The organism is Caldisericum sp. (assembly GCA_022759145.1).
In the GTDB taxonomy this organism is placed as follows: domain Bacteria; phylum Caldisericota; class Caldisericia; order Caldisericales; family Caldisericaceae; genus Caldisericum.
This window is the reverse complement of the sequence record JAEMPV010000019.1, coordinates 1-13,951: the sequence shown is the minus strand read 5'-3', so window position 1 is coordinate 13,951 and position 13,951 is coordinate 1. Positions and strand designations below refer to the sequence as shown.

15 protein-coding genes are annotated in these 13,951 nt (G+C 39.5%); all 15 read right to left on the bottom strand.

Going from position 1 to position 13,951, the window contains the following annotated elements:
* Nucleotides 1–299 precede the first annotated feature (299 nt).
* On the bottom strand, nt 300–1,253 hold the full coding sequence (locus JHC30_01210) for an ABC transporter permease (protein MCI4462773.1): 954 nt from the start codon (nt 1,251–1,253) through the stop codon (nt 300–302).
* Nucleotides 1,250–2,380 carry an ABC transporter permease gene (locus tag JHC30_01205; GenBank protein MCI4462772.1) on the bottom strand — a complete coding sequence of 377 codons (1,131 nt, stop codon included), beginning with the start codon at nt 2,378–2,380 and terminating at the stop codon, nt 1,250–1,252. The genes JHC30_01210 and JHC30_01205 overlap by 4 nt, the downstream gene beginning before the upstream one ends.
* Entirely contained in the window at nt 2,377–3,897 is a 1,521-nt protein-coding gene (locus JHC30_01200; protein MCI4462771.1) for an ABC transporter ATP-binding protein, read from the bottom strand. The genes JHC30_01205 and JHC30_01200 overlap by 4 nt, the downstream gene beginning before the upstream one ends.
* Before the next feature lie 68 nt (nt 3,898–3,965).
* On the bottom strand, nt 3,966–5,132 hold the full coding sequence (locus JHC30_01195) for a BMP family ABC transporter substrate-binding protein (GenBank protein ID MCI4462770.1): 1,167 nt from the start codon (nt 5,130–5,132) through the stop codon (nt 3,966–3,968).
* Nucleotides 5,133–5,209: 77 nt separating this feature from the next.
* Entirely contained in the window at nt 5,210–5,740 is a 531-nt protein-coding gene (locus tag JHC30_01190; GenBank protein ID MCI4462769.1) for an ATP/GTP-binding protein, read from the bottom strand.
* Nucleotides 5,740–6,372, bottom strand: coding sequence for a DUF4388 domain-containing protein (locus tag JHC30_01185; protein ID MCI4462768.1), 633 nt, complete (start codon nt 6,370–6,372; stop codon nt 5,740–5,742). Before JHC30_01185 ends, JHC30_01190 begins: the two co-directional genes overlap by 1 nt.
* Nucleotides 6,373–6,374: 2 nt before the next feature.
* Nucleotides 6,375–7,400, bottom strand: a complete 1,026-nt coding sequence (locus JHC30_01180; GenBank protein MCI4462767.1) for a 6-phosphofructokinase — start codon at nt 7,398–7,400, stop codon at nt 6,375–6,377.
* Nucleotides 7,401–7,414: 14 nt separating this feature from the next.
* The gene (locus JHC30_01175; protein ID MCI4462766.1) at nt 7,415–8,743 is read right to left on the bottom strand and encodes a TldD/PmbA family protein; all 1,329 of its coding nucleotides are present in this window, start codon (nt 8,741–8,743) and stop codon (nt 7,415–7,417) included.
* Nucleotides 8,736–10,178 (bottom strand): TldD/PmbA family protein, encoded by a 1,443-nt coding sequence (locus JHC30_01170; GenBank protein ID MCI4462765.1) that lies wholly within the window; start codon nt 10,176–10,178, stop codon nt 8,736–8,738. Before JHC30_01170 ends, JHC30_01175 begins: the two co-directional genes overlap by 8 nt.
* A 59-nt stretch (nt 10,179–10,237) precedes the next feature.
* On the bottom strand, nt 10,238–11,578 hold the full coding sequence (gene mnmE / locus JHC30_01165; protein MCI4462764.1) for a tRNA uridine-5-carboxymethylaminomethyl(34) synthesis GTPase MnmE: 1,341 nt from the start codon (nt 11,576–11,578) through the stop codon (nt 10,238–10,240).
* A complete protein-coding gene (locus tag JHC30_01160; GenBank protein ID MCI4462763.1) occupies nt 11,575–12,021 on the bottom strand; it encodes a KH domain-containing protein in 447 nt (148 codons plus the stop codon). The genes mnmE and JHC30_01160 overlap by 4 nt, the downstream gene beginning before the upstream one ends.
* A 1-nt stretch (nt 12,022) precedes the next feature.
* The gene (yidC, locus tag JHC30_01155) at nt 12,023–13,159 is read right to left on the bottom strand and encodes a membrane protein insertase YidC (GenBank protein ID MCI4462762.1); all 1,137 of its coding nucleotides are present in this window, start codon (nt 13,157–13,159) and stop codon (nt 12,023–12,025) included.
* A gap of 10 nt (nt 13,160–13,169) precedes the next feature.
* Nucleotides 13,170–13,379, bottom strand: coding sequence for a membrane protein insertion efficiency factor YidD (gene yidD / locus JHC30_01150; protein MCI4462761.1), 210 nt, complete (start codon nt 13,377–13,379; stop codon nt 13,170–13,172).
* Complete coding sequence (gene rnpA / locus JHC30_01145; GenBank protein MCI4462760.1) at nt 13,376–13,729, bottom strand: ribonuclease P protein component; 354 nt, start codon at nt 13,727–13,729, stop codon at nt 13,376–13,378. Before rnpA ends, yidD begins: the two co-directional genes overlap by 4 nt.
* Entirely contained in the window at nt 13,729–13,866 is a 138-nt protein-coding gene (gene rpmH / locus JHC30_01140) for a 50S ribosomal protein L34 (GenBank protein ID MCI4462759.1), read from the bottom strand. Before rpmH ends, rnpA begins: the two co-directional genes overlap by 1 nt.
* Nucleotides 13,867–13,951 lie beyond the last annotated feature (85 nt).

The following is a 13,951-nucleotide window of genomic DNA, read 5'->3' as shown; positions in this document are numbered from 1 at the left end:
GCCCCCTTTCCAACCGACCGTAGTTTGGTCGTCCCGAACGTCTTTTGTGAGGGATCTCCTAATATTGGGAAGTGGAAGAAGACCCTCTTCCCAACAACCCCAAAAGGCAAAAAATTAATTTCGGGAAGAGTTGAAGGAGGAGACTTTTCCCTCCTCCATTAATGGTCATGTCGAACAAAGTGAGACATCTCCTCCATTCAATCGAAAAGGTAAAGTCCCCTTTTCGAACTTACCCCAGAAAGACAAAGATTAGTTTTTGGGGTAGAGTTGGAGGAAGGCAAAGCCTTCCTCCAATATTCTTAACTTTCTTTCTTGTATGGCACGCCGTCTGCTGCTGGTGCAACAGCTTTACCTACAACACCAATAAGCGCACCTATTGTAAGGATGTATGGAAGCGCAAGGTAAAATCCAACAGGAATCTTAGTTGCAACACCTTTTGCAACCGCCTGGAGCAAGAACTGTAAAACCTGAGCTGAAGCAAAAAGGAAAGTTGCCCACATTGCACCGATTGGAGTCCACTTTCCAAAAATCATAGCAGCAAGACCTATAAAGCCCTTACCTGCTGCCATACCCGTCTCCACAAACGAAGACATTGTGCCCAAAGAAAGCGCAACACCACCAAGTGCAGCAATAATACTTCCCAGAATAACTGCAAACCACTTTATTCTCAACACATTTACACCAAGGGTTTCTGCCGCAAGAGGATACTCGCCCACTGCACGAATCCTTAAACCAAGGACGGTATGATATAGAAGAAAATGAAGGACAAACACAAGGATCAAAGAAAGCCATATAAATATATGTAGATGCGCAAAAGCACCAAGAACGGGGATATTCTCAAGAAATTTTAAATTTATCAAACGTGCTGGGTCTCCAAAATATGGAACATTCGGGGAATACCCGGTTGTTTTAAAAATCCACTCAAGGAAATATCTTATGCCACCTGCAGCAACTACATTTATTGCAACACCTGAAACAATCTGGTCACCTGCCCACTTTACTGTTATGTAAGCATGGAATGCACCAAGTAGAGCACCAATTCCAATACCCCAGAGCAATCCTACCCACGGACTTTTGGAAACAAATGCGCCCCACACCCCGAAAAATGCAGCAAATCGCATAATGCCTTCAAGTGCAATGTTAACAACGCCTGCATTCTCAGATACAACACCACCTAATGCGGCAAAAAGTATTGGCGCTGCAAAATCAAGCATCTGTGCAATTGATTGATTAATTAAGAATGTCCAGTTCATGCTACACCTTCCTTCTTCCTTAAAAGGACTTTAGACAGGAGATACCTTATAAGTTCGTTAAGAGCAATAAAAGCAACAATAAGACCTTCAATAATTGCAGGGAATGTCTTAGGGATTCTTGCAAGTTGCACCGCTGTTGCGCCAGTCCTTAATCCTCCTATAAGCATGGAAGAAAGTAAAATCCCAACTGGTTCATTTCCACCAATAAGAGCAACTGCAATACCATCAAAACCATAACCACCCTCAAAAACAGGAGGATACTGCCCCAAAAAACCAAGTACAACAAAAGAACCACCAAGTGCTGCAATTGCACCGCCCAAAAACATTATTTGCATAATCCTTTTTTCGGTATTTACACCACCAATTTTCGGGGCTTCCATATTTGTAATCGCTGTGTATCCCATTGCTCTTATTTCGTAGCCAAAAACGGTCCGATATAGCAAAAACCACGCTAAATAAATTACAAGAAGCATTACGAGTATGCTTATATTGAGCCTTGTTCCAGGAAGTATAACAGGTAACCTTGCCGATGGTGATACATAAGGTGTCCCTGAAACTCCTGTTGAGACATCTGCAGCAAGGGGTCCGCCCGTCGGAACAAGCCAACCTTCAATAAGGTGAAAGGCAATCCAGTTTAGCATTATTGTTATGATTGTTTCGTTAATTCCTTTTTTTGCTTTAAGAAAGCCTGCAATAAGCCCCCACAAGCCACCAAAGAGAATCACCATCGCAAAGATTATAGTTATGTGGATAAAAGAAGGAAGGTTGTAAAGAGGCTTCCAGAAACCAAAAAATGCTGCAGTTATCATACCAACTAAAAACTGACCTTCTGCACCAATCGAGAAAAGCCCAGCACGTGCAGGTAAAGCAAATGCAAGACCAGTTGAAGCAAATAAGGCTGTATAAAGTAGCATCTCAGCGAAGTGCGTCTTGAAATATGGTCCTGGAACAAGCCCAGAAGCACCAAACATCAACTTGTATGCAAGTATAGGGTCACGCCCAGTAGAGGCAATGAATATTGCACCGACAATAAGAGCTATAATAATAGAAGTTATTGGAACCAATAAATTCATCCACCAGTTTTCTTCACGCCTGTGTATAAAGATTCTACCAAAGACTTCTTTCATTGTAGCACCTTCCTTTTAAGACCAAGCATCATTTCTCCAAGTTCTTCCTCAGTTGTATTCTCAGGTGTTGTTTCACCAACAATTTCACCTTTATAGAGGACAAGAATTCTATCAGCAAGCCCCATTACTTCTGAAAGTTCCAGAGATATTAGCAAAATTCCAATTCCTTTTTTCTTCTCTTCTATAAGCCATTTATATACAAATTCCATTGCACCAACATCAAGCCCACGGGTAGGTTGAGATGCAAGCAAGAATTTGTGATCCATGGAAAGTTCCCTTGCAAGAATTATTTTTTGCTGGTTTCCACCCGAAAAATTAACTGCCTTCATATATGGTTCAGGTGGACGCACATCAAACTCCTGTAACTTCCTTGTTGCATACTCGTCAATTGCTGCATCATTCATTATGCCATTTTTAGAGAAAGGATAAAGTGTATGTTTACCTAAGATGATATTCTCTCTTGCCCTGTACTGCAAAATAAGACCTCTTCTTTTTCTATCCTCAGTAATATATGCAAGCCCTTTAGAACGGATTTCATAAGGTGTTATAAATTTCATCTCTTTACCCGCAATGGATATAACACCTTTTATGGGTTTATAAAATCCAAGTATGGCGTTAACAAGTTCAGATTGTCCGTTTCCTTCTACACCTGCAATCGCAACAATTTCACCTTCCCTTACTTTGAAACTAACATCTTTTAAGCCAATAATACCTCTCGGATTTTTCACGGTGAGGTCTTTCACTTCAAAAACTACATTTCCAGGTTCTGTCTTTACTCTTTCAATTTCAAGGACAACATCCCTTCCAACCATCATTTTTGCAAGTTCTCTCTCGTTTGTTTCCTCTTTTTTAACAATTCCCTGGACTTTACCTCTTCTCATCACGGCAATTCTATCTGCAATTTCCATAACTTCACTCAATTTGTGAGAAATGAATACAATCGTTTTTCCCGCTTCCTTAAGTTTTCTTAATGTCTTAAAGAGTTCTTCTGTTTCCTCGGGCGTTAGAACTGCTGTTGGTTCGTCAAATATAAGGATTTCTGCACCACGCCTCAAAATCTTCAATATCTCAACTCTTTGCTGGATTCCAACAGGAAGGTTTTCAACCTTTTCAGTTGGGTCAACTGTAAGCGAATACTTCTCTGATAATTCTTTAACTTCTTTTACTGCCTTGCTGTAGTCAAAAACAAAGCCAAATTTTTTTGGCTCATCACCAAGGACAACATTTTCAGTAACGGTAAATCTCGGTATTAGCATAAACTCCTGATGCACCATACCAATCTTAAGGTTTATTGCATCTCTTGAGTCTTTTAAGTTTGCTTTCTTACCAAAAACATAGATATTTCCCGAGTCAGGAAGATAGAGACCATACACAATCTTCATTAAGGTGGATTTCCCGGCACCATTTTCTCCAACTATTGCAAAAATCTCGCCTTTTTCGATTGATAAACTAACATTATCATTTGCAAGGACATTTGGAAATCTTTTAACAATATTCTCAACTCTTAGCGCTTCCACAATCAACCTCCAAATATAAAAATATGGGCAGGCTACACCTTACCTGCCCGAAAACGTTAATTTACTTATTAAAATCCTGATGGAGGAGTCCAGGTATTAACAGCCTTTGGATCCTCTGGGACGGTGAACTTACCGTCAATTATCATCTTTCTTAGATTCTCGATTTTTGCAATCTGGTCTGCAGTGAGAACGTCCTTTACATGGTCCGGTGCGTAGCCTACACCACCATCTTTAAGGGAAAGTGTAACAGATCCACTCTGGAATGTTCCATCGACAATAGATTTGATTGCTAAATAAGTTGCATAGTCAACATGCTTTATTGCAGAAGTGAGCGTCCTATCCGGGCAAAGGTTTGGATCAAGACCCATATCAACATCTACACCAATACCCCAGTAAGGTGCACCCTTTTCGCAAATTGCCTGGAACATACCGTTTCCAGTTGCACCTGCTGCATGGAAGAGGACATCAGCACCAAGTGCCATCTGAGACTGTGCTGCGCTCTTTCCAAGTGCTGCATCAGTAAATGAGTTTGTATACTGACCAATAACCTGGGCATTTGGATTTGTTGTCTTTACGCCTGCTCTAAATCCTGCTTCATACCTTAGTACTGGTGGAATTGCCATTCCGCCAATGTAACCAACTTTGTTTGCCTTTGTTGCATAACCAGCAATTGCTCCGACAAGGAATCCACACTCGTTCTCTTTGAAGAGGTATGAAACAACATTTGGAGGATTAACTGGGTTACCATTTGCATCCACAGGTGTTGAGTCAATGAGCATAAACTTTGTGTTTGGATACTTTAATGCTGATTCTCCAATTGCGTTTGCAAGCATAAAACCAACACCAATAACAAGATCAACATGCTTTTGCTCCACAAGTGTCTGAATGTTTGGAATGTAGTCCTCTTTTGCCTTCGACTCAAGAACGATTGGCTCTACATCAAGAGGAACGATGTTCTTGTCCTTAAGGTCATCAGGAATACTTGCCTTATACTCTTCGTCAGTTAATGCCTCATAACCGCCACCTTCAACGTACTTTACCTTTGCAGCCCAGGTTTCAAGACCACGAAGTGCAGAGTCGTTAAAAGACCTGTCACCACGACCACCAACATCCGTTACAAGACCAATTTTGAACTTTCTTGTAGACAAGTCGAGTTTGTTTGATGCAGGTTTGCATCCCGCAAAAAGGGACACAACAAGCACCATCGCTAACATTACTACCAACAACTTTTTCATACCTTTTGCCTCCTTTCCCTTTTTAAGGGTATTTTCATGTATATATTATACAAAAAAACTAAAAATTAAAAACTTTATTAAACTTCATTTTCGAGAATGAGTTCGAGAAGTTTCAAAAGCACCTGTTTAACACTTTCTTTATTTGTTGCATCGCATCCAATTACAGGTATCGAGTCTGGCAAGTTCATTATCTTTCTAAGTTCTTCTTCACTAACATGTTCCTTCTCGTTAAAGTGGTTCAACGCAACAACAATGGGCGCATCTGTTTTTACTCTAAAGAAGTTAAGCATATCCTTTGCTTCATCAAACATACTTCTATCGCCTGAATCGACAAGAAGAATAACGCCAAGTGCATCCTTTGAAAGGATACTCCACATATAATTAAATCTAAACTGCCCAGGTGTACCAAAAATATGAAGCACATAATCATCATCAACGGTAATTCTACCAAAATCCATTGCAACAGTCGTTGAATCCTTTACGGTTGACTCTTCTTCTTTGGTGGTCTTTGCTTCCGTTACTATAGGTGCAATCTCTGTAATGGTTTTAATGAATGTTGTTTTTCCCGCTGCAAACGGCCCCGTAACAACTATCTTATAGTGTCTCATTAAAGCCCCCTAATCCTATCGACGAGCCTCATAATAAAATTTTTTGGAGGCACCTTACTTTTAAATTCCTGCGTTTCGGGATTCTTCTGCCCTATTTCTTTTATAATTTTTAAAGCAGCGAGACCATAAGCTATCTTTGCAACATCAAAAACAGTCATATTAAGCTTTAAAGCAGCTTCTCTTATTGTTAATCCTTTCTGAAGTTGCATTAAGACCTTCCAATCTGTTTGCGAAAGATGAATTTCATCAGGAATCTCATCAGTTACCATCTTAAAAACAGAATCAACGGAAGCAACCCTCGACTTAACCTTGTTCCATTCATCTAACTTTGAAGTTGCAAGAAGGACAAGGTCAGGTATTGATTTATTTATTGATCTCTTAACATGAAGCGTATCATTAGGAACAAACTTAAAGGACCCTTCCTTTATGTTGAGAAGCTCAACAATTGCAACCTCTCCACGTGATTCTTCTGTTTCCGCATCCTTTACTTCACCATTTTCAAAGTATATTATGCCCTTCTTATTACCAAAAGGAGTTGTCCCCTCGAGGTGGAGTTCTCCAGTTTTTCCCCCGAGGGAAATCATCTGAAGTAAATCATCCAGAGAAAAATCTCTTAAAGAACCTTCAAGCATCTTTAGAAGAATATCCTCGCAAGTTCGTAATACTTTGTATCAGCCGTATGAACCTTATCGTAGGCTTCTTCGTATGGTGTCGTTATTACTTCACCATCTCTCACACCAAGAACAACATTTGTTGTTCCACTGCCAACAAGGTTTACCGCTTCTACTCCAAGGCGAGTTGCAAGAATTCTATCAGCGTTTGTTGGAATTCCTCCTCTCTGGAGGTACCCAAGAACCATAACCCTTGATTTGAGATGTGTAAGTTCCTCAAGTTTTGAAGCAAGCCTGTAGCCAACCATTCTCTTTGCGTTTACCTTGTGTCCAAATTCATCGTACTCGAACGACGCTCTATCTTCGTCAGGCAATACAACACCCTCTGCAACTACAACTATTGAGAAGTTCTTTCCTTCTTTCTTCCTTTTTTCAACATGAGATGCAATCTCTTCCATTGTAAATGGAACCTCTGGAATAACTATATAATCTGCACCACCTGCAAGCCCTCCGAAGAGAGCAAGCCATCCTGTTTCCCTTCCCATTGTTTCTACAACCATAAGCCTGTGGTGGGCTGAAGCGGTTGCATGAAGGCTATCAAGAGATTGGGCAATGACAGATACAGCTGTATCAAAACCTATTGAGTAGTCTGTGCCATAGACATCGTTATCAATCGTTTTTGGAATTACAATTGATGGGATACCGTCATCCGAAAGTTTTTTTGCAATTGTAATGGTATCTCTATCGCCAATAAAAACAAGAAGTGTAAGCGAATTCTTCTTGAAGTTTTCCCTTATTGCTTCTATATATTTTGGATCTCTATAAGGATTGAATCTTGAAATTCCGAGGATGCTTCCTCCAAGCGCAAGAATTCCTGAGACAGATGATTTGGTGATTATCTTTACATCGTTTTCGATAAGACCGTGGAAACCGTCAATAAAGCCTAGCACTTCATACTCTTTCTCAAAACTTGCCCTTGCAATAGCTCTTATTGCAGTGTTAATGCCTGGAGCATCGCCACCATCACACACAATTCCTATTCTTTTCATCCTTTACCTCCTTATCAAAATTCTGTTGCACTTGTAAAGTTAAAGTCTTTTATTCTCATATAAGGCGCTGTTGTCACTGCACCATCCTCATATATTATCTTAGAAATGTTTGAAATCTCCAAACAATTATTGAATGCATTTAAAATACTTTCAGTAAAACGCATGTGTTTAACTGGTTTTGTAATCTTACCATTCTCGATAAGGAAAAGCCCATCTCTTGTCATCCCAGTAATGAGTAGTGTTACGGGTTCCATAGGATTTGTGTACCAGAATCTTTGAACAAAAAGCCCTTTTTCAACATGCGAAATCATCTCTTCAACAGTAGATCCACCCTTCCCAACAAAGAAATTCATAGGATATGCGCCAAGTTCGTTTGGCTGTGGAAGTGAATGTCCTGTTGGTTCTTTGCCTTCTTTGTAGGCATAGAAAGAATCGTAAACAACATCACCTACAACACCATTCTCAATAAATGTAACCTTTTTCTTCGGGACTCCTTCGAAATCAAATCCCATCTTTAATGTTTCATCATTTAATCCATCATCAAAAAGCGTAATAAGATCAGGGAACATCTTCTCGCCAAAATGCCCCTTCATAAAACTTGTTCCCTCTTCAATATTTTTTGCACTTAGCGAGAGATACTTCATTGATGAAAGAAATTCTTCTACTGCGTATGGCGTCAAAATTACCTCGTATTTACCTGGCTCAATTGATACAGGGTTTTGAGCCATTTTTGCAACTTCGAGGCTTTCTTCAAGGATGTTTTGAACATCTATGTCTCTGTAGTCTGCCTTCGAATCCTGCGAAAATCCCGAGGAAGTGTCTGTCATAACTATATTCTTAAGGGTTGAAGCGGTTCTTTCCATATACCTTTCAACACCAAGAGAGTTTTTCACAGCAAGTTGCATTAACTCTGCCTCAAACTTACCAGAAGAAACAAACCCATACTTTTTAGATTCATCAACAAGGACTTTAACGATGCTTGCACGGGTGTCTGCATCAGGAATATCAGAAACAAACTTAAATTCAGTTTCTCCAGGGTAATTTTTTGGTAAACTTACGAAGTCTTTGTTTTCCTTTTGGAGTTTTGCAATGCCTATAGCATTTTCAATTGCAGCATCAATTGCATCGTTACTCAAATCAGAAGTAGAAGACGCACCAATTTTCTTACCCAGAACAACCCTTATACTGAGTTCATAATTTTCTTCTCCAACATTTCTGTGGATATAGTTATTTGCAAAACCTGTTAGGTAAGACTCACCACCAACCAAAACTGCCTCAACCGCATCAGCCCTAGTGCTCTTAACTACATAATCCAAAATTTCTAAAATTCTCTCTTTATTCATGTTTTACCCCCACAGTTACATTTCTAAATCTTGCATAACTCGAGCCGTGGCTTACTTCCATAACTTGCATCGGCTCTCCTTTCCCACAGTTTGGAAGCCCCAAAATGTGATAGTAACTATCGTTTCCAACTCCATCGAGGCTTCTCCAAAACTCATAAGTTATGCCAGAATATGTAGGATTCTTCACCATATCCTGAATTTTACCATTCTTAATTTCATATCCAATTTCTGTCCCAAACTGGAAGTTCAACCTCTTCTGGTCAATGCTCCACGACTTATTTACATCAATAAGCAAACCCTCTTGAACACCCTCAATGAGTTCGTCAAGGGTCATATTACCTGGTTCAAGGTTAATACTTGTCATCCTTATAATTGGTTGCCTGTTCCAGTTATCTGCTCTCATTGCACCCATTGGTTCAAGCCCAAGCCTCTGTGCCGTTTCTCTTGAATTAAGGTATCCAACAAATAGTCCCTCTTTTACAAGATAAATTCTCTTAGCCTTTACTCCTTCATCGTCGTAAGCGAAACCACCAAGCGCATAATCAACTGTTGCATCCGCAACAATGTTCACATACTTAGAGCCAAACTGGAAATTATTGAGTTTCTCAGGTGTTAAAAATGATGTGCCAGCAAATGATGCCTCTTCACCAAGAACCCTGTCAAGTTCTGATGGATGTCCAACGGATTCATGAAGTTGAAGCGCCATCTGATATGGACCAATTATTAAATCCATCCTTCCTGATGGAGCAGGCTTTGCCTTAAGAAGCATTAACGCCTCATTTGAAATTCTCTCAGCATTATCCTCCAACTTCATCTCCTCAATAAATTCATACCCCTTCCTTGCATAATCACCACCAAAAGATGCAGGGTAACTCCTTACCTGTATTTCCCTTCCATCAGTTGCTATTGCCTGTATTCCTGCCCCACTTACTATACGCTCCTGCTCGATAAAGGCACCTTCAAGAGACGCAAAAGTCTTCCACTCTTTTGAAAAATGCATCGAGGAAGACCTTACAATGATACCTGGCTTTTCCATTAACTTATCAAGCGAAAGCATAAATTCTATCTTTTTATTGAGTGGAACTGAAAATGGATCAATTTTTACAGGTTGAGGAACTTTTTCCTGATAGATTTCGATTGGAGCAAGACGCGCATCTTCAATTTTAGTCCTGGCAGACGCCTTTGCAATTTGAACTGCAACTTGAGCAACACGCTCTCCTTCGAGAGGTTCAACCCTGTAAGAGGAAAAGAACCCCCACGCACCATCTACGATTACACGTACTCCAAATCCTTTTGTGAGTCGCTTTTTTACACCTTTTACTTCACCGTTTGAAACACTTATGTCTTCAACAACTCTTTCAATGAGCCTTACATCAGCATAAGTTGCTCCTAACTTCTTTGCAGTGAATAAGGCCCTTTCAATCACTTCATTCATGATTAGCCTCCTTGTTTAGCTACACAATATTATTGCATTAAATGTCAATTTCTCAAATACTATTTTCCTATACAAAATCTTTCAAAAATTGCACTAAGCACTTCTGAACCAATTTGCTCTCCACTTACAGAACTTAAAATCTCTATTGCCTCTCTCAACTCTTCTGAAACAAGGTCAAGCGTTTGAGTTTCAAGATTCTCAATTGCATGCTTGATATGGGTTAACGCATTGTTTAATAAATCATACTCCACCTTATTTGACACAAGAATCGAATCAATATCAATATTTAGAATCTTTTTCTTTATTGCCTGTTCGACTTCCTCAATTCCCTCTTTCAAAAGTGCAGAAATTTCTATTATAGGCTCATTTGGGAATAATTTCGAAAGTTGATTTATGTCTATTGCTTTTGGAAGATCGGTTTTATTGAGAACAATGATACGGCTCTTTCCTGAGGTAAACTCTGCAAGTTCAAGATCCTCTTCGTCGAGTGGGGTAGAGGCATCAAAAACAAAAAGAATGAGGTCTGATGTAATAATTGCACGCTTGCTTCTTTCAACGCCCATTTTCTCAATTACATCCTGTGAATCCCTTATACCTGCAGTGTCAATTACTTTCACGGGAAATCCAAAGAAGTCAATTGTTTCTTCTATCGTATCTCTTGTTGTCCCGGGGATTTCAGAGACTATTGCCCTCTCAAATTTAAGAAGTGCATTAAGGAGTGTAGATTTTCCAACATTGGGTTTTCCTACGATTGCAACACGCACGCCGTCAAAGACAACTTTTGAATCATTGTATGTTGAAAGAAGTTTTTCTATGTCATTTTTTATTTGTGTAAGAGCCTCTTTCAAAACCTCTTTGGGAATTTCTTCCACATCAAAAGGAAAATCAATTGTTGCTTCAATTTTTGCATTTATTTCCATAATCCTATTTCTTAAATCCTCAACAACCTTACTTAATTTTCCGAAAAGCCTTGAGGATGCAAGAAGAACCCCTTTTTCAGTTTTTGCTTCTATTAGTTCTATAACTGCATTCGCCTCGAATATGTCCATTTTTCCGTTTTCTACGGCTCTTTTTGTAAATTCTCCCTTCTCTGCAAGACGCGCTCCCTTAGAAATGAGAAAATTCAAAACCATCTCAAGATTTTTAATGCCACCGTGCATTGATATCTCTACAACATCTTCGCCTGTATAGGAGTGAGGCTTCTTATAATAAATGACAATGCCTGTATCTACGGGTGTCCCTTCAATAGTAATAGCCCCGTAGTATGCATAACGGGGCTTCTCTATACGCTTATCAAAAATACTCTGTGCAAGTTCTAAGGCTTTTTCTCCTGAAAGCCTTATAACTCCAATTCCCCCAAAACCTCGAGGGGTTGCAATTGCAACAATCGTATCATTCACTTTTTAATATCTACAATAACACGCCTTCTTGGTTCCTTTCCAACGCTATGAGTCCAGATATCGGGGTAATTTTTAAGCGTAAGGTGTATAATTCTTCTTGCCTGCGCGGACATTGGACGAAGTTCTACAGGCTCTCTTAGTCTCTTTGCCTTCAGGGCTGCTTCAATTGCAATAGTTTTTAACCTCTCGTACTGCTTCCCCTTGTAGCCGTCTATGTCGAGTATAATCGTTGGGAAGTTCTTATCAACCTTGTGCGCATAAACATTCACAATAAACTGGATCGCTCTGAGCACTGTCCCATCTTCACCAATGTAATGTCCTTTGTTCGAAAGGTTTTTAACATTTATATAGTAGCCGCCGAACTTTTTGCCTGCCTCTACCTGAGGGCTCTCGCCCATTTTTTCAAAGATATCCTTAACAAAATCGACCACAAATTCACTCATACTACTTCTCCTTCTTGTCCTTCTTTACTACCTCTTTCGGCTCTTCTAACGCCATTTTCTTAAAGTTTTCAAGAGACCTAATGATGAGGTACTGCTCTAATGTAGCAGTTAAAGAGAAGGTAATCCAATAGAGAAGCACTGATGGCGGCCAGCTTACTGCCCACACTGCAAATATAACAGGGAGGAAGTACATAAACATCTTTGTATTTGGGTCCATTTCTGTTCCTGGCATTTGTGAAGTCTTAGACTGCAGGAACATCGAAAGGAATACAAGAACTGGAAGGATATAATACTTATCAGGAGTGTTGAGGTTTGTAAGCCAGAGGAACCTTGCATTATTGAATGGTGCATAGTTCATAAGCGCACCATAAAGAATAATCAAAAGTGGCCATTGGACAAGGACTGGCAAACATCCTCCGTACATATTCACACCTTTTTCTTTGTAGAGTTTCACAATCTCCTGCTGTTGCTTCTGTGGATTATCCTTGTATTTCTCCTGAATCTTTTTTAACTCTGGCTGTATCTCCTGAAGTTTTGCAGTTGACTTGAACTGGTATCTTGTTAGAGGGTGGGTTATAAGTTTAATGAGAATTGTAAGAACAATTATAGCAAGCCCATAATTGTGGGTAAATTTGTTTATCCATTCAATAATAAGACGCATAAATTTATAAAAACCGCTAACTGGAACAATATTTATTACTGCTTCTTTCTCGATAGTAGTTACCTTACCGTTTGCATCCTTGTAAGTTACCTCAAATTTTGCAGGATAGGGCTTCGGGTCGATTTCAGTGTAACTTGTAACATAGAATGTGAATGTTGCATCTTTACCTGCATCAATTACGCTTGTTTTAGCGATGTCCTTTAAAGAAACAACCCTTCCTGACTTCCACAGGTCAAAAGGTTTGAGGTCTTCATTGCCATTAATAGAAACAAGTTTTACCGTAACTTCAAGAATAGGGTCCGGAGTGTTATTAACAACCCTAACACCAACTGGAATGTTCTCCATTGGTCTTCCGGTTGCTATAACCTGAACAATAACTCCTGGCTCAGTTGTCTTGGGGAAAGGGCTTGTTGCGCAACCTGTCAAAAATACTGAAAGTAACAAAACAAAACCAAACACCAACAAAATCTTCTTCATTTTATCCTCCTCAAGGAACAGGGTCATTCCCCCCAGGGAAGAAGGGATTGCACCTTAATACTCTCTTAATTGCCAAAAATCCACCCTTTTTTGCACCATACTTTTCTATTGCTTCAATTGCATATTCAGAGCAGGTAGGGGTAAATCTGCATGTTGGTGGCTTCAAAGGCGATATATACTTTCTATAAAATTTGAGAACTGCTAACAAAAATTTCTTCATTCTTCCTGAGCCTCCTTTCTATCCAAAAGGCTCTTTCTAAATCGAAAAACGATGCCCTCAAGGTCACTGAGGACATCTTGCATCTTAAGACCTACTATGGTGTTTCTTGCAATAAGAACAAAACTATAATCTTCAGGTAACACCGGCTCAAGCTTGAGAAAGGCTTCTCTCATTAATCTCCTTGCGCGATTTCTTATGTGGGATTTTCCAATTCTCTTAGAGGCAACAAATCCCACTTTTTTCTTAACTGCATTTGATGCAACAACCACAATATATTTGCCGTAGAACTTTTTGCCACTTTTATAAACGCTTTCAAATTCCTTCTCACTGAGCCTTTCCCAAAGTCTCACTATACGGTAATAAGTCTCTTCCTGCCATGTGCTCTTCTTCTTGAAAGCACATTCCTTCCGGTGCTTGACTTCATCCTTGCTCTGAAGCCCTGGCTTCTCTTAATATGCTTGTTGTGTGGATTAAAAGTTGTCCTCATATCCAACCTCCTAATATAGTTTTTTCACTAAAAAATTACACCTAACTAATTAAATATACCAAAACTTTAAATAAAGTCAATAAGA

Bases quoted from the DNA above. Each gene is read 5' to 3' on its own strand.
- JHC30_01210 (MCI4462773.1), bottom strand. From the start codon at position 1,253: ATGAACTGGACATTCTTAATTAATCAATCAATTGCACAGATGCTTGAT.
- JHC30_01205 (MCI4462772.1), bottom strand. From the start codon at position 2,380: ATGAAAGAAGTCTTTGGTAGAATCTTTATACACAGGCGTGAAGAAAAC.
- JHC30_01195 (MCI4462770.1), bottom strand. From the start codon at position 5,132: ATGAAAAAGTTGTTGGTAGTAATGTTAGCGATGGTGCTTGTTGTGTCC.
- JHC30_01190 (MCI4462769.1), bottom strand. From the start codon at position 5,740: ATGAGACACTATAAGATAGTTGTTACGGGGCCGTTTGCAGCGGGAAAA.
- JHC30_01185 (MCI4462768.1), bottom strand. From the start codon at position 6,372: ATGCTTGAAGGTTCTTTAAGAGATTTTTCTCTGGATGATTTACTTCAG.
- JHC30_01180 (MCI4462767.1), bottom strand. From the start codon at position 7,400: ATGAAAAGAATAGGAATTGTGTGTGATGGTGGCGATGCTCCAGGCATT.
- JHC30_01175 (MCI4462766.1), bottom strand. From the start codon at position 8,743: ATGAATAAAGAGAGAATTTTAGAAATTTTGGATTATGTAGTTAAGAGC.
- JHC30_01170 (MCI4462765.1), bottom strand. From the start codon at position 10,178: ATGAATGAAGTGATTGAAAGGGCCTTATTCACTGCAAAGAAGTTAGGA.
- JHC30_01160 (MCI4462763.1), bottom strand. From the start codon at position 12,021: ATGAGTGAATTTGTGGTCGATTTTGTTAAGGATATCTTTGAAAAAATG.
- yidC (MCI4462762.1), bottom strand. From the start codon at position 13,159: ATGAAGAAGATTTTGTTGGTGTTTGGTTTTGTTTTGTTACTTTCAGTA.
- yidD (MCI4462761.1), bottom strand. From the start codon at position 13,379: ATGAAGAAATTTTTGTTAGCAGTTCTCAAATTTTATAGAAAGTATATA.
- rpmH (MCI4462759.1), bottom strand. From the start codon at position 13,866: ATGAGGACAACTTTTAATCCACACAACAAGCATATTAAGAGAAGCCAG.